This window comes from Acidovorax sp. LjRoot66 (assembly GCF_964253305.1).
GTDB lineage: Bacteria > Pseudomonadota > Gammaproteobacteria > Burkholderiales > Burkholderiaceae_C > Acidovorax.
Window position 1 is genome coordinate 6,210,038 of the sequence record NZ_CAXUQU020000001.1, and the last position, 15,875, is coordinate 6,225,912.

Sequence of the window (15,875 nt, forward strand, 5' to 3'; positions counted from 1 at the left end):
CCAGGGGTCGATATGACAGACCACGCCATCCTTGAAGACACGGTAGTCTCCCTGGGAGACGTCGATGTAACCGCGACCGTGGCAGCGCGTCCTTCACGCGCCAGCGATTTCGAGGCCGAAAGCCGCAGCATGGCCAAGCTGGTCGAGATGCTGGCCAACCGCCCCGAAGAACTGCCCCAAGCCCTTGCCGAAGCGGCCATGGCGCTCACCGGCGCGAACTCGGCGGGTGTCACTCTTGAGCGAGATCGACAGCCGGGCATCATCTTCGAGTGGATCGCAACTGCAGGCGAGTTCGCGCGCTACGTCAAAGGCACCATGCCACGCAACTTTAGCCCGTGCGGCAGCGTGGTGGCGAAGAACCAGGCCATGGTCATGCGCGAGCCGGTTAAGGTATTTCCGTACATCAAATCCCTGCATGCGCCGGTGCGAGAGGCATTGCTGTTGCCGTTTCACCGCGAGGGAAGACCGGTAGGTACGGTGTGGGTGATCAACCATGATGACCGTACATTCGATGCGGAGGATCTGCGCATTGTGGGCGTGCTCACAAATTTCGCGGGTGCAGCCATGCAATCGGTGGCGCTTGCCAACCATCTTCAGGAAGTCGACCGGAACAAGGACAACTTCCTGGCCATGCTCGCTCATGAGATACGCAACCCGCTCGGCTCTATCGGCCTGGCGGCCAAGGTCCTGTCATTGGCGCAGGGCGAAGTGTCCGCGCAGCACAAGACCATCGCCATCATCCAGAAGCAGACCAAGCAGTTGGCCTCGCTTGTGGAGGACATCACGGACGTGGTGAGCATCCGCAGCGGCAAGCTCAAACTGCAGACTGAACGCACCACGGCGCAGGACATTCTGTCTTTGGCCTTGGAGGTGTCGGCGCCCATGGTAGACGCAAAGGGCCTATCCCTGCAGGTGTTCGCTCCCTCGGACCCGCTGGTACTGGAGGTCGATCCACGCCGCTTGGCGCAGGTGCTCATCAACCTCATCAACAATGCCACCAAATACACCGAGAGCGGGGGCCATATCCAGGTCACGGCCGCTTCCGATACCGGCGGCGTCGTGTTCGAGGTGGCGGACACGGGCAAGGGCATTCCTGCGGAGATGCTCAACCGCGTGTTTGACATGTTCATGCAGGTGAGCGAAAACCCCGCGCCCGACTATGGAGGCCTGGGCATCGGCCTGGCACTGGTGCGCCAAATCGTGGAGCTGCACGGCGGCGTGGTGGCCGTTTCAAGTCCCGGGTTACAGCAGGGAAGCACGTTTACCGTAAGGCTTCCTAAATCTCTTTCAACATTGGAAGCCAGCGCAGCCATGCGCTCAACAGACCAATGCTGAGCTTCTCAGTCAGATCTGGTCAGCTGGCCGCAGGTGGCATTGGGTTCCCTGTTGCTCGTTTGGAATTCCTGAATCGCTGATCGCACTCAGCAAGAAACGAATCGAACTTAGCGAAGTCCAAGGGTTTGGAGAACGCATAGTCGAAGCCAGGGATGTCGCGCATCTCTTCAGGCGAAAGGTCTCCTCGCACTGCGACGGTAATGCACTCTCTATGTGGGTAGTGGGTCTGCACAATCGCCTTCAGGTGAAATGCCAGATCCGAACCTGAGAAGTCGTACAAATCTTCATCGATCCACACTACCTAGGCAGGTCGCTCGTTCATGAGCGCGATGGCTTCGGTCCCGCTGGAAGCTGATCTAACGTCTCTCCCGTCGAGTCAAAAAAGCTCCTGCAGGGTTACAAGCGTATTGTGAAAATCATCCACCACGATCAGGCTACAGGTCATCGTCCTCCCTTCCGCAAATCGCCGGTGCCGCACTGGGTCGGGATGTAGAACCCGGTTGCCGTGAGCGTGTTGCTGCTGCTGTAGCCCTGATCTCTGTGACAATGGACCTGGGGCGACCTTTCTCGCGTACCGGCCAACATTAGAATCGCATGCCTTCTTCTCCCTCGTCAAGTGCAACCTTCGCCGACTTCGTGCTGACCGCCAAGAATCGGTCAGTACGCGATGCCCTTGCGAGACTACTGCTGATGACGGACTTCCGCTACATCGGCATTTGGCGGTTCCAGGGCGGCATGGCCAATGCCGCTGTGCACTTTGATCGGCAAGACCCGTCTGCAATGAGCGCGGTGGAGGTGTCACAGAACGCCACCTACTGCTGCTATGTGCGCGAGAGCGGCAAACCTTTTAAGACGCCCCACGCGCTGGTGGACGAACGCCTGAATTCGCACCCCGCAAGATCTGCGGTGGCCTCCTATGTGGGCGTTCCGGTCATGGATTCGAATGGGACCATCGTGGGCACCTTGTGCCACTACGACCTGGTGCCCAGGGACGTTGCCCAGGTCGACACCAAACTGATGCTCCTGGTGGCGAGCTACCTCACGCTGAACGATCTGGTGCCCCCCTATCCCACTGCGAAATAGGATGGCTCAATGCAAGCCTGCAGTACCCGGCTCGGCACAGTAGGGGTGATCTCGTTTTCCGTGCAAATAATTCCGTTTGCAACCAAGGGTTTACCCTGCATCGGCCATTTGCCGCAGTTTCGCCAGCTCAGAAGGCATGTGGAGCACCCGGATGTTGGTGAGCGCCAGAATCGCTTCGCGCTTGGACCAAATATCTGTCTTGTCGCTCGTGAGAAAAACTGAGCAGCCGGCCTTGACTGCCGAATCGAGATGCTGCGCATCGACATGCGCGCCCAGCAACTTGCGTAGGGGTTCAAAGAGAACGGATACTTTGTAGTCGTTCCAGGTTCCCCGAGCCTCTTTCCAACTCAGATTGCTTTGCTTCCAAGTAGCGCCCGAGCCAGGCACGAAGGCCTTGACCCTGCGATTTCGTTGCTCGAAGGGGAAATAATGGGTTTTCAGAAAGCCCGCAGTTTCCAGTGCAGCGACTTCCTTGAGCATTCCACCGGTATCCACATACACAAGAAGCATCTCGTCTCCCAAAACTCGATGTGCCCAGCGGCTGAAGGTCAAGCAAACCCGGCAAGGAAGAAACCGTCCTCGGACGCCATCAACTTTTTGCAGACGGGCGCCCTTGTTGCTGAGGCTAACGGCATGTTGGGCCGAAAGGTATGAGCGAACGTAAGGCCCTCCAACGCGCGATCCGCCTTGCTTTGATCCAGCTTGCAGGTCAGGCCCTTACCTGAGATGGCCGTCACGTCCTCGATGCGCATGTTGACGATCTCATCGGATCCCCCACCACACCACGCCTCTTTTTGCGCTCGGCCCCACAACAGCCAACTCGCCTGGGACAGGTCCGGGTGCGACCATGTAGGCGCTCTGGCCGTTGCGCAACAACTCGCCGCTGCGGCCTCCATGGCTATCCTGCCGGCATGTTCGGCCCCATTTCAACAGCAAGCCACGACGTCAGCTACCAAAATGCCCGTTTGTCGATGCGTGAGAGAAGCGACGCGAGTACAACCAGCGACTCGCTATCAACCTTGATCGGCGCGCCGCCAGCGCCCGTCGATATCGCGCCATTGGAATGCTCCCTGGCTCTGGCCATGACCTGATCCACCAAGCTGATCCTGGGAACGAGCACATAGCGCACGTCGCAATTCAATCCATTTGCGATTTTGGCCAGCGTGTTGAGGGAGATCGAGCCATCGGCTTCTGATTGCTCAAGTTTCCGCACGCCCTGCTGAGAGATGCCGATACGGCGACCCAAGGTCTCAGAGTTCATCCCAAGCGCCAAGCGCACCGTCTTCACCCACCCGCACCTGGGCGTGCCAAAACCCTGCAGCTTCGCGAGTTCGCGAAACTGGCTGTCGAGCTCAACCAAACGGGAAATATCCAATCGACTCATCAGGGGCGGGTGGGTGCGAAAGTTCAAGACAACGCTATGGTTGCGCGCACGTCGCAGCAAGGCAACCGGGAGCTTTCGATTTGCGCAGGACCGTCTTCAGAAGCGGCCCACACAGAGAAAGTTCAGCTATCTTCGCACGCTCAGTCCCAAACGAGACCAACTAGTCCCTTAAATTTTTGACGAGCATGCTGCATTTAGACAAAGAACAAATCGGCCATTTCAGCGAGATGGACCTGGAAGAAATCCTTCAAACCGGTGGCTTTGATGCAATCCTTCCAAGAAGCCTTAGCGACGGCCAATTGGTGTATGTTTCCGATCAACTTCGGGCCATGCTGTGGGGAGAAGGCACATGAGGTCCTGACGGCGAACCCAATGCAGCGATCGCGATGGCGTTGCTGCTGATAGCAAAAGCACATCCGTCGCCTCCCCTAAATGGCGAACTCATGTTTGAAGGCAGCCTTGAGCAGTTACGCGACGTGATGATGGTGCTCAGCATGGCCGCAGACCGCGAGATCGTGAACAGACTACTCAATCGCCCAAACGAAGATGAATCGTTGTCCATGCTGACTGGAATTGAAGCCATCATGGTCGGAGATAGTTCTCCATCGCAGGCAAGAAGGGCTAAGCGACGTCCTCAGGCAGCAGTGTAGAGAGATCGGTTCGGACGGACTTCAGCACCTTCTCAATCGATGCTGCATCGAATCTGCGCGCGTATGCCACTGCAAGGAGAGTCATTGGGTGAACCTGCAGGCCTTCAGCGAGGTGCTCCACCATGCCAATGCTGGGGAGCTGCTCGCCCTGCTCGAGACGCCCAATGTGCCGCCGGCTGATCGCCGGTGTCAGATCCTCCTGGGTAAAGCCGCGAGCTTCGCGCAGCTGCTTGAGCGCGCGACCAACAGCAGCTTTTGGCGGATCTGACTTTCGGGTGGGCATTCACTTGATTTCCGCCGATGGCGACTAAAAAGACCACGTCTAACTAGTCGCATTTCGCTGGACCTGTGGGGACCTTCAACTACTGCACCTCCTACCTGAAGGACCCGAGCGCGTTCGCCCTTGATCCGATCGCGCTGCCATTGCGGGCGCAGGAGTTTCGTACGACCCTCTCCAATGGGGTCTTTGGGGCATTGCTGGATGCCATGCCGGATGACTGGGGACGGTACGTCATCGACAAGCTGCATGGGCAGCAGGTGTTCCCCGCAAACTACATGCTCCATACATCGGGCGATTCCGTCGGAAACATCGCGTTTAGCCATTCGCGCACGGATGCTCCAAGGCGCCGGCGAGCAATTGGCGCCGAAGACATAGGCCTTGCGCGAGCCGTTCTGCTGGACCTGGAGTCACCCCACGATGTACCGCCGGAACTGGTGGAGCAAGTCTGGGCAAACACCGCCATGGGTGGTGCCCGGCCGAAGCTCACGGTTGAGAAAGAGGGGCGGCTGTGGCTGGCGAAGTTTCCATCGGGTAAGGACGATCCACTCGTGCCGATTGCCAAACTCGAGGCCGCGGTGTTGGACCTGGCTAGGCGCTGTGGCATCGACTCGGTTCGAGCGCATGTGGTGCATGACGATGTTCTTTTGGTGGAGCGTTTTGACAGAGGGCCGGTCGACGGCGACGGCATGGCGCGGCGCGATGCGTTTTTGAGTGCTCGCACGCTCTTTGAGTGCACGGGGTTTCGGTCGAACTTTGGTGGGAGCTATGTCCAATTTGCGTCCGAGCTGAGGCGCTATTCGTGCCAGAGCGCGGAAGACCAGGCACAGTTGTTTCGGCGCATGGTCTTTAATGCGCTCATCTCCAACACTGACGATCATGAGCGCAATCACGGGCTGGTGGCTGACGACATGCCGGGCAGCTTGCGCCTGGCCCCAGCGTACGACATGGTGCCCAGAGCCCACGGGACCCGCGCGCGCCATCAAGCTATGGTGGTGGGCAAAGGTGAGTCCATTGCAACCAAGGAGAACTTGCTGGGCGACTGCGAGGTATTCGCCTCAGAGCGGAAAAACGCTGAAACGATCTTTGAAGAGGTGGCGGACCTGATCGCAGCGAACTGGCGTCAGTGCGTGGCTGTCCAGGGTTTATCTGAAGCTTGCATCGCAAGAATGCAGCCATGCTTCTCTGAAATTCAGACGTGACTGTCGGCAAATCTCAGACACTCCACCCGTGTTCTGCGGGGAACGGAGAGCCACGATTTCAGGTAGCGTTGGTAGTGCCGCCTGCGCGGCGCTTTTCAGGCACTGCGGTCCGGGCGGCAGTGCCGTCATGGCATTCCTAAACGCCAGGACATGGAGGCGAGGGTTGGTCGCATCGGAAGGCTCAGAGCCCGCTTTCGAAACGCGCCTGCAGCCCTGAGGATGGCGCATCGAGGTATCGCAAGGCCGACTCCATGTCGCGCCACCCGACGTACTCCATCATTTCCTTGATGTCCCAGCCGCTGGCGCGCGCCCACCCCGCGAAGCCGCGGCGCAGCGAATGGCTGGAGTAGCCCTCGGCAGACTCGACGCCGGCGTCGTGGAACACCTTGCGCAACAAGGGAATCAGGCTGGTCGGGTTCATGGTGCGCTCGGACAGGTTGCCCCATTGGTCGATGCCACAGTACACCGGGCCCGCCTGGCGGCCGCTGACGGCGATCCATTCCAAGTAGGCGTCCACAGGGCACAGTCGGGACAGTGCCGGGCAGTGGAACGTGCGCCCCTCAAGTGCCCGATCGGTCTTGCTGCGATCAAGCCTGCAGGTCAGGCCCTTGCCGGCGACGGCAGTCACGTTCTCCACGCGCATGTTGACGATCTCGTCGGAGCGAAACGCTCGCCAGAAGCCCAGCAGCACGATGGATCGGTTGCGCGTCAGCTGCAGCACTGCGGTGTCGTCGCCTTTCCCGCGTGCAGTGCGCTGCGCATCCTGCAGCCATTCGGAGACCTTCTGCAGTTGGTCGAGCTCAAGCGGCCGCGCCTGCTTTTGCTTTGTCGGGTGCTTGGCTACGATGCCTCGCAGCACCTTGCGCACCAGGGGCGTCTTGGTCGGATCGGCGAATCCCTGCTCCGCATGCCAGCGTGCCAGGGCCGCCAGGCGCTGCCTCAAGGTGCTGATCTTGTGGGTACCCGCATAAGCCACGAGATAGCGAGCGACAGTGTCGCTGGTGGCCGGCAACAGCCCTCTCCATTCCAGCTCGAAATGCTTGATGGCAGCCGCATAGCTGCGCACCGTGGTCTCTCGGTCTGCCGCCTGCAGATAGTCTTCGAGTTCACCCACCACGCCTCCTTTGCGCTCGCCTGTCAGTCGGATGCCGGTCGTTGATACGCCCTGCCTGCCAGAACTATAGGCGCTCAAGCCGTTCAAGCAACCGGCTGTTGGCTGCTGCATCCAGGCATGTCTTGCCGGCGACAGGAAAAGCTCGGCTGAAAGGCCTGGAAAGCCAAGGCCGCTCGTCGACCGCGATCCATGTGGCATGCCCGGGTCTGTTGGTTCGCATCCAGCCTAGGCACTCTGTCTCCCGCTGGAAGGGCATGACCTTGTGAAGCAGATCCCGCAAGGCTGCATAGGCAGGGGTGACTGCGATGATGCAACTTGGGCGTCGTCTCTACCCGGTTGCGTCCTACGAGGATCCAGGTTGGCAAGGCGCTACTATCGGCCATGAATTTAGTCTTTTTCTCGAGCAGCTCACTTTTTGGCAGGCTCGCATGACGTACGTGCTTTTCGCAAACCTCGTCCGAGACACCACCGGCGGCTGGCTCGACATGGTGACGCGAGGCACGCTTGAGCAATGCATCGCGGCCGGACATACCATCACTGCGGATTGGGCCCACATTGTGGATCTGCATTCCGGTGCAATCATTCGCTCAAAAACCCGGAAATTTGGTGATCCGGATCTGCAGCACGTTTCCTGGCTCATTGGCGAGAGCGAAGTGGACAAGCCGGAGAGCTTGTGCATGCTGCTGTCCAGGAAGGAGGCGGGAAAGCTGGCGTTGCTTGGGGGTGAGCACTGGATCCGCGACCAATTGACTACTGCACGAATGCCAGTTCCCCTGCCCTTGGCGAATTCCTCCATGGAGTTCCTTCACGCACTTGAAGGCCACGAGTTCCCATTTTTCGTTGTTGGCGAAGCAGCTCGATGGGTTCAACAGCTACGCGATGAAGGCTTGGTCAATGCAAAGTGCACGGCGGCAGAAGACCCTGAACCAGACTGGGCTGTAATACGGGGCCTCACCGAGCGGGGGCGCAGAGCCCTTACCTCAAAGGTGCTGCGCTCCACACAGATTGAACCAACGCAGCGACGTGCGGGTGAGTCGCGAGAAACGAAATGATTGGGCAACGCAAGTCCGTCCCGCGCGCAGGAAAAAAGTTGATCACCTACCCCTTGAGTACCGGACAGACGCTCGGCGGTGGCACTTTATTCGCCGACGAGGACTGTCGGGGAGGTGTACTTGAAGGATTTGTTGTGCAAGGCTAAGGCGCCTAGACTAAAGCATGTTGCTATGCCAACGACTGCGCACAGCGAGCCCAAAGCCACCCAAGAAAAGGAATTGGAGATGAGAATGTTGGCTTGCCAACACATCAACGCGATCAGCAGGGTTGCGCAAACTCTAAGCTTATGAGCGGGAGCGAGAAACACGGTAGCGCAGAGAAGAAGCGTCGAAACTGCAGCATAGCCAATTGACCAGATAGAAATTGATACGGGTGGAAAAGCACAAAGGCCAGGCGATGAGCGCCACCAGCCCTCTGGACAGACGTGCCTTCCCCAGCTCGTGAGCTGATAAACAATCACCTTCATGCCGACAGTGGCAATGCCGAAGCACAAACCTGCCAAAACCAGCCAGCGAATAGCTGCAGTAACGCTGAAGGGAAATTTTTGCATTGCGTAGTCTACAACTCGCAGGGTCAGCTCGACATGCGCTGTCATGGCGCTCACCGGCAGCCTGGGGTCCATCACGGTCCGTCATCAACTTCAGAGCAAACCCTCAATTTCGCATCACTACGACATGCTCCCGTCAACTCTAGCAGGCTGAAGAAATACCTCCCACCCGGCCAGCCCAGCAGCCCAACCCCGGTAAGCTCACCGGTCCCCCCACATAGCTTGATCCTGACCCCCATGCGCGGCGCCGACACCTTCACCGAGAGCCTGTTCTCTGTCCGCAAGCTCGAAGACTTTGTCCCTGCCGCGCACCCCCTGCGCCCCGTTCGCAAGATGGTCAACACCGCCTTGGCCAAGATGGATGCCCTGTTCTCGCGCATGTACGAAGCAGACATCGAAGGCGGACGCCCCAGCATCGCCCCCGAGAAGCTGCTGCGCGCCATGCTGCTGCAGGTGCTGTACAGCGTGCGCTCGGAGCGCCAGCTGATGGAGCAGGTGCAGTACAACCTCTTGTTTCGCTGGTTCATCGGCCTGTCCATGGACGATGAGGTCTGGGTACCCAGCGTGTTCACCAAGAACCGCGAGCGGCTGATCGAACACGATGCCGTGATCGAGTTCTTCAACGAAGTGCTCAAGATCGCCGACAAGAAACACTGGCTCTCGGGCGAGCACTTCAGCGTGGACGGAACACTCATCCAGGCCTGGGCGGGCCACAAGAGCTTCGTGCGCAAAGGCGACGATGACGCGAGCGGTGATGATCGTGATGGCAATGGCGACAACACAGATGATGGCCCTGGTGCAGAAGCCAAAGCCAACAGCGATGGCGGCAACTTCAAGGGCCAGCGGCGCAGCAACGACACCCATGAATCCACAACGGACGGCGATGCCCGGCTGTACCGCAAAGGCAAAACCGCCAGCGAGCTGCGCTACATGGGCCACACCCTGAGCGACAACCGCCACGGCCTGGTGGCCAATGCAGTGGTCACGCTGGCCGATGGCTACGCAGAGCGCGAAGCGGCCAAAGCCATGGTCAACGACGCCAGACAGGCGCAGGCCGATCCCACGCGAACCATCACGCTGGGAGCGGACAAAGGCTATGACGCACGCGAATTCATTGAGGCCTGCCAGGCCATGAACGTCATTCCCCATGTGGCGCAGAACAAGTCAGGCAGAAGCTCGGCTGTGCCCGATGCGATTGCGCAAAGTGAAGGCTACGCGGTATCGCAACAAAAGAGAAAGCTCATCGAGCAAGGCTTTGGCTGGGCCAAGACCGTGGGCGGCATGAGGCAAGTGATGGTGCGAGGCCTTGAGCGCGTGGACCAGATGTTCGTGCTGACGATGGCGGGCTACAACCTGGTGCGCATGCGCACTTTGGAGCAATTGGGACAGGTGCGTCTGCAGGAGGCGCATTGAGGGCAAACGAAGCCAAAAGCGGCCTCTGAAGTGCAATAAAACGCTCAATTGGGCACGCTAATCCCGGAATGTGAAAAAAGCGAGCCAGCCTGCGGCTGTGGGGCAGGACGGGCTTGGAATCTGTTGAGTATTTCTTCAGCCTGCTAGGACCATTCGTCCCGTGCAGGGGCTTGCCCGGAGCCTCACGCTTGGAGCTTCATGTGTAAATGGGGTCCGGCCGTGAGGTCGAAAACATCCGCATTCGACAAGTCCGGCATATTGCGAAACTGCACTTCCAGGTAGTTGGCCGTAAGCTGACTGGCGACACCTTCCAAAAGGGCCAGCAAATCCTCAAACCCCTCGCCTGCGATACCGTTGCCCTCAAGCTTGAAGCTGTACTGTCCCGGATGACCAGAAACCACTGCGACGGCAATGAGACGCCCAGTAGTGTCGCTCGCGTATACGCTTCCACCCGGATAAAACAGGGTGAAGCAGCGTACCGTTTGCAACTGAATATGACCAAGCACGTCTGTCATGACTAGCTCCCGGCTTTGAAGCGTTAAAGCCTACTACTTCGGCTCGGATTGGCACATTTTTTGGCCTTTGCGCCTATCGTTTGCTATTCGTTCTTGCTGACACTGGCGCGTCATTGTGCCGCTCTTGGTGAGGAAGACGGCGCCGATTTCAGGATCGAAGCTGGCTTGCGCCCGGGTCTACCAGCGAAGTTCTGTCCTCATCGTAGCAAGATTTACGAAGGGCGCAGCGAGAAAACAGCCGCAGTTTGTGGTTCACTGCATGCCCGGCTCCACCGCGCAAATCTGAGCACGATGCGACGGAGTTTCTCGAAAATGATAGCTTGATCGGCCTCGCCCATCTGTACCAAAAAGAAAGCCACGGAATGCAGCCATCTCGACAAGGTCTGGGAGTTCTTACGCTGAGCGCACTGGGCGTCGTCTATGGCGACATCGGTACCAGCCCTCTGTACACCATGAAGGAGGTCTTCAACCCCGCCCATTCGCTCGCACTGGACGCCGCGAACATCATTGGCGCGGTGTCCACAATCCTGTGGGCGCTGATGATCGTGGTGACGCTCAAGTACGTGGTGCTCATCCTGCGCGCCAACAACCGGGGCGAAGGCGGGATCATGGCGCTAACGGCCCTCGCGGCCAAAGCGGCTGGGAGCACACCCAGACGCCACACGGTGCTCTTGTTGATCGGCGTGCTCGGCGCGGCACTTTTCTACGGCGACGCCGTCATCACGCCGGCAATATCCGTGCTGAGTGCGGTGGAGGGGTTGGAAACCATCACCCCTGCGCTCAAGCCCTATGTGCTGCCTATCTCGACGGCCGTGATCATCGGGCTGTTCCTGGGGCAGCGCTATGGCACCGCGGTCGTCGGTAAGTTGTTTGGCCCGATCGTTGTCGTCTGGTTCGCGGTCCTTGCCCTTACGGGCGTCGTGCAGATTTTTCAAAACCCGGCCATCCTGGCGGCGCTCAATCCGCTACGGGCCGTGGAATTCGTGCAGGCGCGCGGCTGGCACCTGTTTGTCGTCATGGGGGCGATCGTCTTGGCGCTGACCGGCGCCGAGGCACTGTATGCCGACATGGGGCATTTCGGCAAGAAGCCGATTCGGCTGGCCTGGAACACCTTTGTTCTGCCTGCGCTGGCGCTGAACTACATGGGACAGGGGGCGCTGCTCATGAGCGACGCCACTGCCTTGGGCAACCCATTCTTCCGGCTGTTCCCTTCGTCGTGGCTGATTCCCGCAGTCGTGCTGGCGACATTGGCCTCTGTAATCGCATCCCAGGCCACGATTTCTGGCGCGTATTCGTTGACCAAGCAGGCGATCCAGTTGGGACTGCTCCCGCGCATGCAAATTTTGCACACCTCGGAGAACGAGGTTGGGCAGATCTATGTTCCTCTCGTCAACTGGGTGGTGATGGTGGCGGTACTGCTGGCCATGGTGGGCTTCGGAAGCTCTTCCGCACTCGCGTCGGCGTATGGCATCGCAGTCACGGTCACAATGCTCATCACTACCTTGCTCACCTTCTTTGTCGTTCGGCATGCCTGGAGCTATCCGCTACCGCTCGCCTTGGCAGCGACGGGCGCATTCCTGTTGGTTGATGCCGTGCTGGTGATTTCGTGCGCGCTCAAGTTTTGGCAGGGAGGCTGGTTCCCCATCGTCCTGGGGGGGGTCATTTTCGCGGTGATGGCGACCTGGCGGCGTGGCCGAGAATTGCTGATCGAGCACATTCGACGCGATGACCCTGAGTTGTTGCCTTTCATCCAGCAACTCGTGGCTGACGAACATGTGCGGCGCACCTCCAGGACTGCGGTGTATGCCGTGGCCAATCCAGATACGGTGCCCCAGGCGCTGCTGCACAACCTCAAGCACTACCAGGTGCTGCACGAGCAAAACGTGATTCTCACTGTGCGCTTTCAGGAGGTGCCCTGGGTACCCGAAGAAGACCGCCTGCAGGTAGAGGCACTGGTCGAAGGATTCTGGAGGGTGCAGGTGAACTTCGGATTCAAGGATGAGCCCGACGTCCCGCGTGCGCTTCGCCTGTGCAAGCAACAAGGACTGTTGATCGACCAATCCGCGCTCTCCTATTTCCTGAGCCGGGAGATCGTGATCCCGACCCGCGGAGCGGGGATGGTCCACTGGCGCGAGGCGCTGTTTGCCACCATGGCACGCAATGCCAGCAGCGTGGGGGATTTCCTGCGGCTCCCGCACAACGGCGTGGTGGAGTTGGGTACACGGGTGCAGATATGAGGCAATGTATCCCAGCAGGGCTGAGCTTAAGGATGATGTAGCGATTAGGGAAGCGGTGAATCTCATCCTCCGACCTTCCTTCTCGCGTGCGGCGCGCGACGTATTGCCGGGAGCGTGCGCCACTTCGCATTTGCGCCATTTCAATGGTTTAAACGCGTTGTTGGCCGGTCGATCACCGCCATGATCGAACCGATCACGCTGGTCTTGCCCCCAGGGGGCTGCAAATTCTGCTTCGCTATGCAAACGGGTTGGTCTATCGCCCGCAGTGATCAATAACTTAGGGCGGTGTGCGGCTGAATGCCGAACTGAGGTAGCCGCTTTGGAGCTACCTCGATTACATCGATTCGCGTGACATTTTTCACTCCGTAGTTGCAAATTCCGATTGGCCGAGCACCAAAGCCTCAAAGGAATTTACATGGAGTTTCGTGCGGTTTCGTACCGACGAGGGTTTAAATGGGTGTGAAACTGCCCCCATGGTTGCCGCGGGCAGCCGCTGCTCCGAGGGCCTTGCCATGTTGAATGCAACCGCTGTCCGTGTGGGCGCCTGCCTTGCCCGCGCCATGGTCGGGGTGTTACTTCTGGTGACCGTTCCAGGTTGCCAATGGGGAGATGGCGTCGCCCTGTTGCCGCCCGATATGGCGGCCGTCGAGACCACGCTGGACGATGGCGTGCTCACGGCCCGGGATCAGGCAACTGGCCACCGGGGTTCCCGGCCTGGACGAGGTGCTGGGCGGTGGGCTATCGGAGTTCTCCTTCAACCTGATCGCCGGTCAGCCCGGGTCGGGCAAAACCACGCTGGCGCACCAGATCATGTTTGCGTTGGCCACGCCCGAGCGCCCGGCCCTGTATTTCACGGTTCTGGGTGAACCGCCGCTGAAAATGCTGCGCTACCAACAGCAGTTCGGGTTCTTCGACAGCGACAAGGTCAACCACGCCATCCAGTTCATCAACCTGTCCGACGCCACTCTGGAGGGAGACCTGGACACCGTGCTGTGGCGCATCACCGAAGAGGTGCAAAAGCAAAGTCCGGCGCTGGTGTTTGTGGACTCGTTCCGCTCCGTTATTCTGGCCAACCAGGTGCTGGGTAAGTCACAGGCAGAGCTGCAACTGTTTGTGCACCAATTGGGCATGCTCATGACAAGCTGGCAGGCGACGACCTTCCTGATTGGCGAGTATTTCGACGACACCGATGCCAACCCAGTGTGCACCGTGGCCGATGGGCTCATCTGGCTGCGCCAGAGCGTGCAGCGCAACTCCATGGTACGAAAGATGGAAATCCTGAAGATGCGTGGCCAGTCCACCCTGCCAGGACTGCACACCTTTCGCATTGAACGCGAGGGCATTCGCGTCTTTGCACCGGTAGGGCAGGAGCGGCAGATATCTGCCCCATGCAAGGAGCCAGTGGGCCGTGCGAGTCGCCTGTCCATCGGTGTGCCCCAACTGGACACCATGCTGGGCGGGGGACTGCCGCGTGGCTACTCGGTGCTGGTGGCCGGACCCTCGGGCTCGGGCAAGAGCGTCCTGGCGGCTGCTTTCCTGGCCGAGGGCGCCCGCCAAGGGGAAACCGGCGTGATTGCCGCCTTTGAGCAGCAGCCCAGCGGCTCGCGCAACCCGATGGTGGCCGCGCTCATCGCCCAAGGCGTGGTTGGCATCGTGGACAGCCGCGCGCCAGACCTATCCATCGACGAGATAGTGCACCTGATCATCGTCGAGATAGAGCGCCTCAAAGCAACCCGCGTCGTGATCGATTCGCTATCGGGGTTCGAGCTGGCCCTGGCACCCACGTTCAGGGACGACTTTCGCGAGTCGCTGTCGGGCATGGTCAGCGCGTTGGCGCGCAGGGGGGTCACGGTGCTCATGACCTCAGAGCTGGAAGACCGCTACACCGACCTTCGCTTCAGCCCGTATGGCACGGCCTTTCTGACCGACGCCATCATCATGCAGCGCTACATCGAGATCGACAGCCGGCTGCGCCGCATGATCGCTGTAGTGAAGATCCGCGCCAGCGCGCACTCCGATGAGATGCGCTTGTTCAGCATAGACGACGACGGTCTGCACATCGAAGACCGCATGACGGGCTACGAGGGCGTTCTGGGTCCCCGCCCCACGCGCCAACAGGCCCGCCAAACCGCTGCCACCGGGGATGCGCCCTGATGCCGCAGCCAGATGTTGAGCGGACCGCCCAGGCCGAGCCCGTGGCCCATGCCGTGGCGCTGGTCGCCACAGACCTGCGCACCGCCTCGCAGGAACTGACCGAGCTACTGCTACAGATTGACAACGCGCGCTGCTTGCTGGCCGACCTACACACCGAGCTGGAGGGCGCCAAGGCGCTGGTCGAGCCCGGCACCAGCCAGCACCTGGTGGAAGCCAACGCGCACCTGGTCATCACAGCCCTTCAGAGCCGGGCCGATACCGAGCAAGTCACCCAGGAGTTGACCGCGCTTTCGCGCTCTGCAGAGCTCGACGGGCTCACGCAGCTGCCCAACCGGGCCCTGCTGCACGACCGCTTCGTGCAGGCCATTGCACATGCCAAGCGGCACCACAACCGGCTGGGACTGCTGTTCATCGACCTGGACAAGTTCAAGTCCATCAATGACACCCTCGGCCACGCGGCGGGAGACACGGTGCTGCAGCAGACCGCCCGCTGCATGGAAGCCTCGATCCGGGACGTGGACACCGTGAGCCGCTATGGCGGCGACGAGTTCGTGATTCTGCTGACCGACATCGCAGAAATATCGGATGCCGTGCTGGTGTCCGACAAGGTCGCCGCCGCCATTGCCACGCCGATGACGCTGGGCACCGAGCAACTGGTGATCTCGGCCAGCATTGGCGTGTGCGTGTACCCAGACGATGGTCTGGAGCTCGACGAGTTGATGCTTCACGCAGATGCTGCCATGTACCGGGCGAAGAAGATCAAAGAAGACGAATCATCGACTCCACCCTGAAGGAGGGAAATTCTTTAGAAACGCAAGGACGCTCCGAGAGCCAGCGGGTTTGTTGCGGCCTCTCCGATCCCCAAAGCACACGCTGCCCGCCCATCCATCCACATCGTGCCAGACCCTGAG

17 protein-coding genes are annotated in these 15,875 nt (G+C 59.8%); 10 read left to right on the plus strand and 7 right to left on the minus strand.

The window, feature by feature from the left end; genetic code table 11:
• Positions 1 to 12: 12 nt before the first annotated feature.
• Together ACSQ3Y_RS29085 and ACSQ3Y_RS29090 are read left to right on the plus strand one after the other, a co-directional pair.
• Complete coding sequence (locus ACSQ3Y_RS29085) at positions 13 to 1,335, plus strand: sensor histidine kinase (protein ID WP_436179684.1); 1,323 nt, start codon at positions 13 to 15, stop codon at positions 1,333 to 1,335.
• Between the two features lie 594 nt (positions 1,336 to 1,929).
• Positions 1,930 to 2,418, plus strand: coding sequence for a GAF domain-containing protein (locus tag ACSQ3Y_RS29090; protein ID WP_436179685.1), 489 nt, complete (start codon positions 1,930 to 1,932; stop codon positions 2,416 to 2,418).
• 90 nt (positions 2,419 to 2,508) lie between these two features.
• Here ACSQ3Y_RS29090 and ACSQ3Y_RS29095 read toward each other — a convergent pair whose 3' ends face one another.
• The 3 genes from ACSQ3Y_RS29095 to ACSQ3Y_RS29105 form a co-directional block, all read right to left on the minus strand.
• Positions 2,509 to 2,898 carry a hypothetical protein gene (locus ACSQ3Y_RS29095; protein ID WP_436179686.1) on the minus strand — a complete coding sequence of 130 codons (390 nt, stop codon included), beginning with the start codon at positions 2,896 to 2,898 and terminating at the stop codon, positions 2,509 to 2,511.
• A gap of 68 nt (positions 2,899 to 2,966) precedes the next feature.
• Entirely contained in the window at positions 2,967 to 3,170 is a 204-nt protein-coding gene (locus ACSQ3Y_RS29100; protein ID WP_436179687.1) for a hypothetical protein, read from the minus strand.
• A 197-nt stretch (positions 3,171 to 3,367) separates the two neighbouring features.
• Positions 3,368 to 3,829 (minus strand): helix-turn-helix domain-containing protein, encoded by a 462-nt coding sequence (locus ACSQ3Y_RS29105; RefSeq protein WP_436179688.1) that lies wholly within the window; start codon positions 3,827 to 3,829, stop codon positions 3,368 to 3,370.
• 158 nt (positions 3,830 to 3,987) lie between these two features.
• Here ACSQ3Y_RS29105 and ACSQ3Y_RS29110 point away from each other — a divergent pair, with 158 nt between their 5' ends.
• On the plus strand, positions 3,988 to 4,155 hold the full coding sequence (locus ACSQ3Y_RS29110; RefSeq protein WP_436179689.1) for a hypothetical protein: 168 nt from the start codon (positions 3,988 to 3,990) through the stop codon (positions 4,153 to 4,155).
• A 33-nt stretch (positions 4,156 to 4,188) separates the two neighbouring features.
• Positions 4,189 to 4,452 carry a hypothetical protein gene (locus ACSQ3Y_RS29115; protein ID WP_436179690.1) on the plus strand — a complete coding sequence of 88 codons (264 nt, stop codon included), beginning with the start codon at positions 4,189 to 4,191 and terminating at the stop codon, positions 4,450 to 4,452.
• Here ACSQ3Y_RS29115 and ACSQ3Y_RS29120 read toward each other — a convergent pair.
• Positions 4,424 to 4,735: a helix-turn-helix domain-containing protein gene (locus ACSQ3Y_RS29120; protein ID WP_436179691.1), complete on the minus strand. Its 312-nt coding sequence runs from the start codon at positions 4,733 to 4,735 to the stop codon at positions 4,424 to 4,426. The two genes, ACSQ3Y_RS29115 and ACSQ3Y_RS29120, sit on opposite strands and share 29 nt — an antisense overlap.
• Positions 4,736 to 4,800: 65 nt before the next feature.
• Here ACSQ3Y_RS29120 and ACSQ3Y_RS29125 point away from each other — a divergent pair, with 65 nt between their 5' ends.
• The gene (locus ACSQ3Y_RS29125) at positions 4,801 to 5,931 is read left to right on the plus strand and encodes a type II toxin-antitoxin system HipA family toxin (protein WP_436179692.1); all 1,131 of its coding nucleotides are present in this window, start codon (positions 4,801 to 4,803) and stop codon (positions 5,929 to 5,931) included.
• A 181-nt stretch (positions 5,932 to 6,112) separates the two neighbouring features.
• Here the strand turns inward: ACSQ3Y_RS29125 and ACSQ3Y_RS29130 are convergent, their stop codons facing one another.
• Positions 6,113 to 7,045 (minus strand): tyrosine-type recombinase/integrase, encoded by a 933-nt coding sequence (locus ACSQ3Y_RS29130; RefSeq protein ID WP_436179693.1) that lies wholly within the window; start codon positions 7,043 to 7,045, stop codon positions 6,113 to 6,115.
• Positions 7,046 to 7,350: 305 nt separating this feature from the next.
• Between ACSQ3Y_RS29130 and ACSQ3Y_RS29135 the strand changes: the two genes are divergently transcribed.
• Positions 7,351 to 8,097 (plus strand): hypothetical protein, encoded by a 747-nt coding sequence (locus ACSQ3Y_RS29135; RefSeq protein WP_436179694.1) that lies wholly within the window; start codon positions 7,351 to 7,353, stop codon positions 8,095 to 8,097.
• A gap of 86 nt (positions 8,098 to 8,183) precedes the next feature.
• Here the strand turns inward: ACSQ3Y_RS29135 and ACSQ3Y_RS29140 are convergent, their stop codons facing one another.
• On the minus strand, positions 8,184 to 8,720 hold the full coding sequence (locus tag ACSQ3Y_RS29140; protein ID WP_436179695.1) for a hypothetical protein: 537 nt from the start codon (positions 8,718 to 8,720) through the stop codon (positions 8,184 to 8,186).
• Between the two features lie 162 nt (positions 8,721 to 8,882).
• Here ACSQ3Y_RS29140 and ACSQ3Y_RS29145 point away from each other — a divergent pair, with 162 nt between their 5' ends.
• The gene (locus ACSQ3Y_RS29145; RefSeq protein WP_436180186.1) at positions 8,883 to 10,058 is read left to right on the plus strand and encodes an IS5 family transposase; all 1,176 of its coding nucleotides are present in this window, start codon (positions 8,883 to 8,885) and stop codon (positions 10,056 to 10,058) included.
• A 182-nt stretch (positions 10,059 to 10,240) separates the two neighbouring features.
• On the opposite strand, the gene ACSQ3Y_RS29150 is transcribed toward ACSQ3Y_RS29145, so the two are convergent.
• Positions 10,241 to 10,573: a hypothetical protein gene (locus ACSQ3Y_RS29150; RefSeq protein ID WP_436179696.1), complete on the minus strand. Its 333-nt coding sequence runs from the start codon at positions 10,571 to 10,573 to the stop codon at positions 10,241 to 10,243.
• Between the two features lie 362 nt (positions 10,574 to 10,935).
• Between ACSQ3Y_RS29150 and ACSQ3Y_RS29155 the strand changes: the two genes are divergently transcribed.
• The 3 genes from ACSQ3Y_RS29155 to ACSQ3Y_RS29165 all read left to right on the plus strand — a co-directional run bounded on the left by ACSQ3Y_RS29155 (position 10,936) and on the right by ACSQ3Y_RS29165 (position 15,755).
• Positions 10,936 to 12,810, plus strand: a complete 1,875-nt coding sequence (locus ACSQ3Y_RS29155) for a potassium transporter Kup (RefSeq protein ID WP_436180187.1) — start codon at positions 10,936 to 10,938, stop codon at positions 12,808 to 12,810.
• Positions 12,811 to 13,473: 663 nt separating this feature from the next.
• A complete protein-coding gene (locus tag ACSQ3Y_RS29160) occupies positions 13,474 to 14,964 on the plus strand; it encodes an ATPase domain-containing protein (protein ID WP_436179697.1) in 1,491 nt (496 codons plus the stop codon).
• Positions 14,964 to 15,755: a diguanylate cyclase domain-containing protein gene (locus tag ACSQ3Y_RS29165; RefSeq protein WP_436179698.1), complete on the plus strand. Its 792-nt coding sequence runs from the start codon at positions 14,964 to 14,966 to the stop codon at positions 15,753 to 15,755. Before ACSQ3Y_RS29160 ends, ACSQ3Y_RS29165 begins: the two co-directional genes overlap by 1 nt.
• The last annotated feature ends 120 nt before the right edge of the window (positions 15,756 to 15,875 follow it).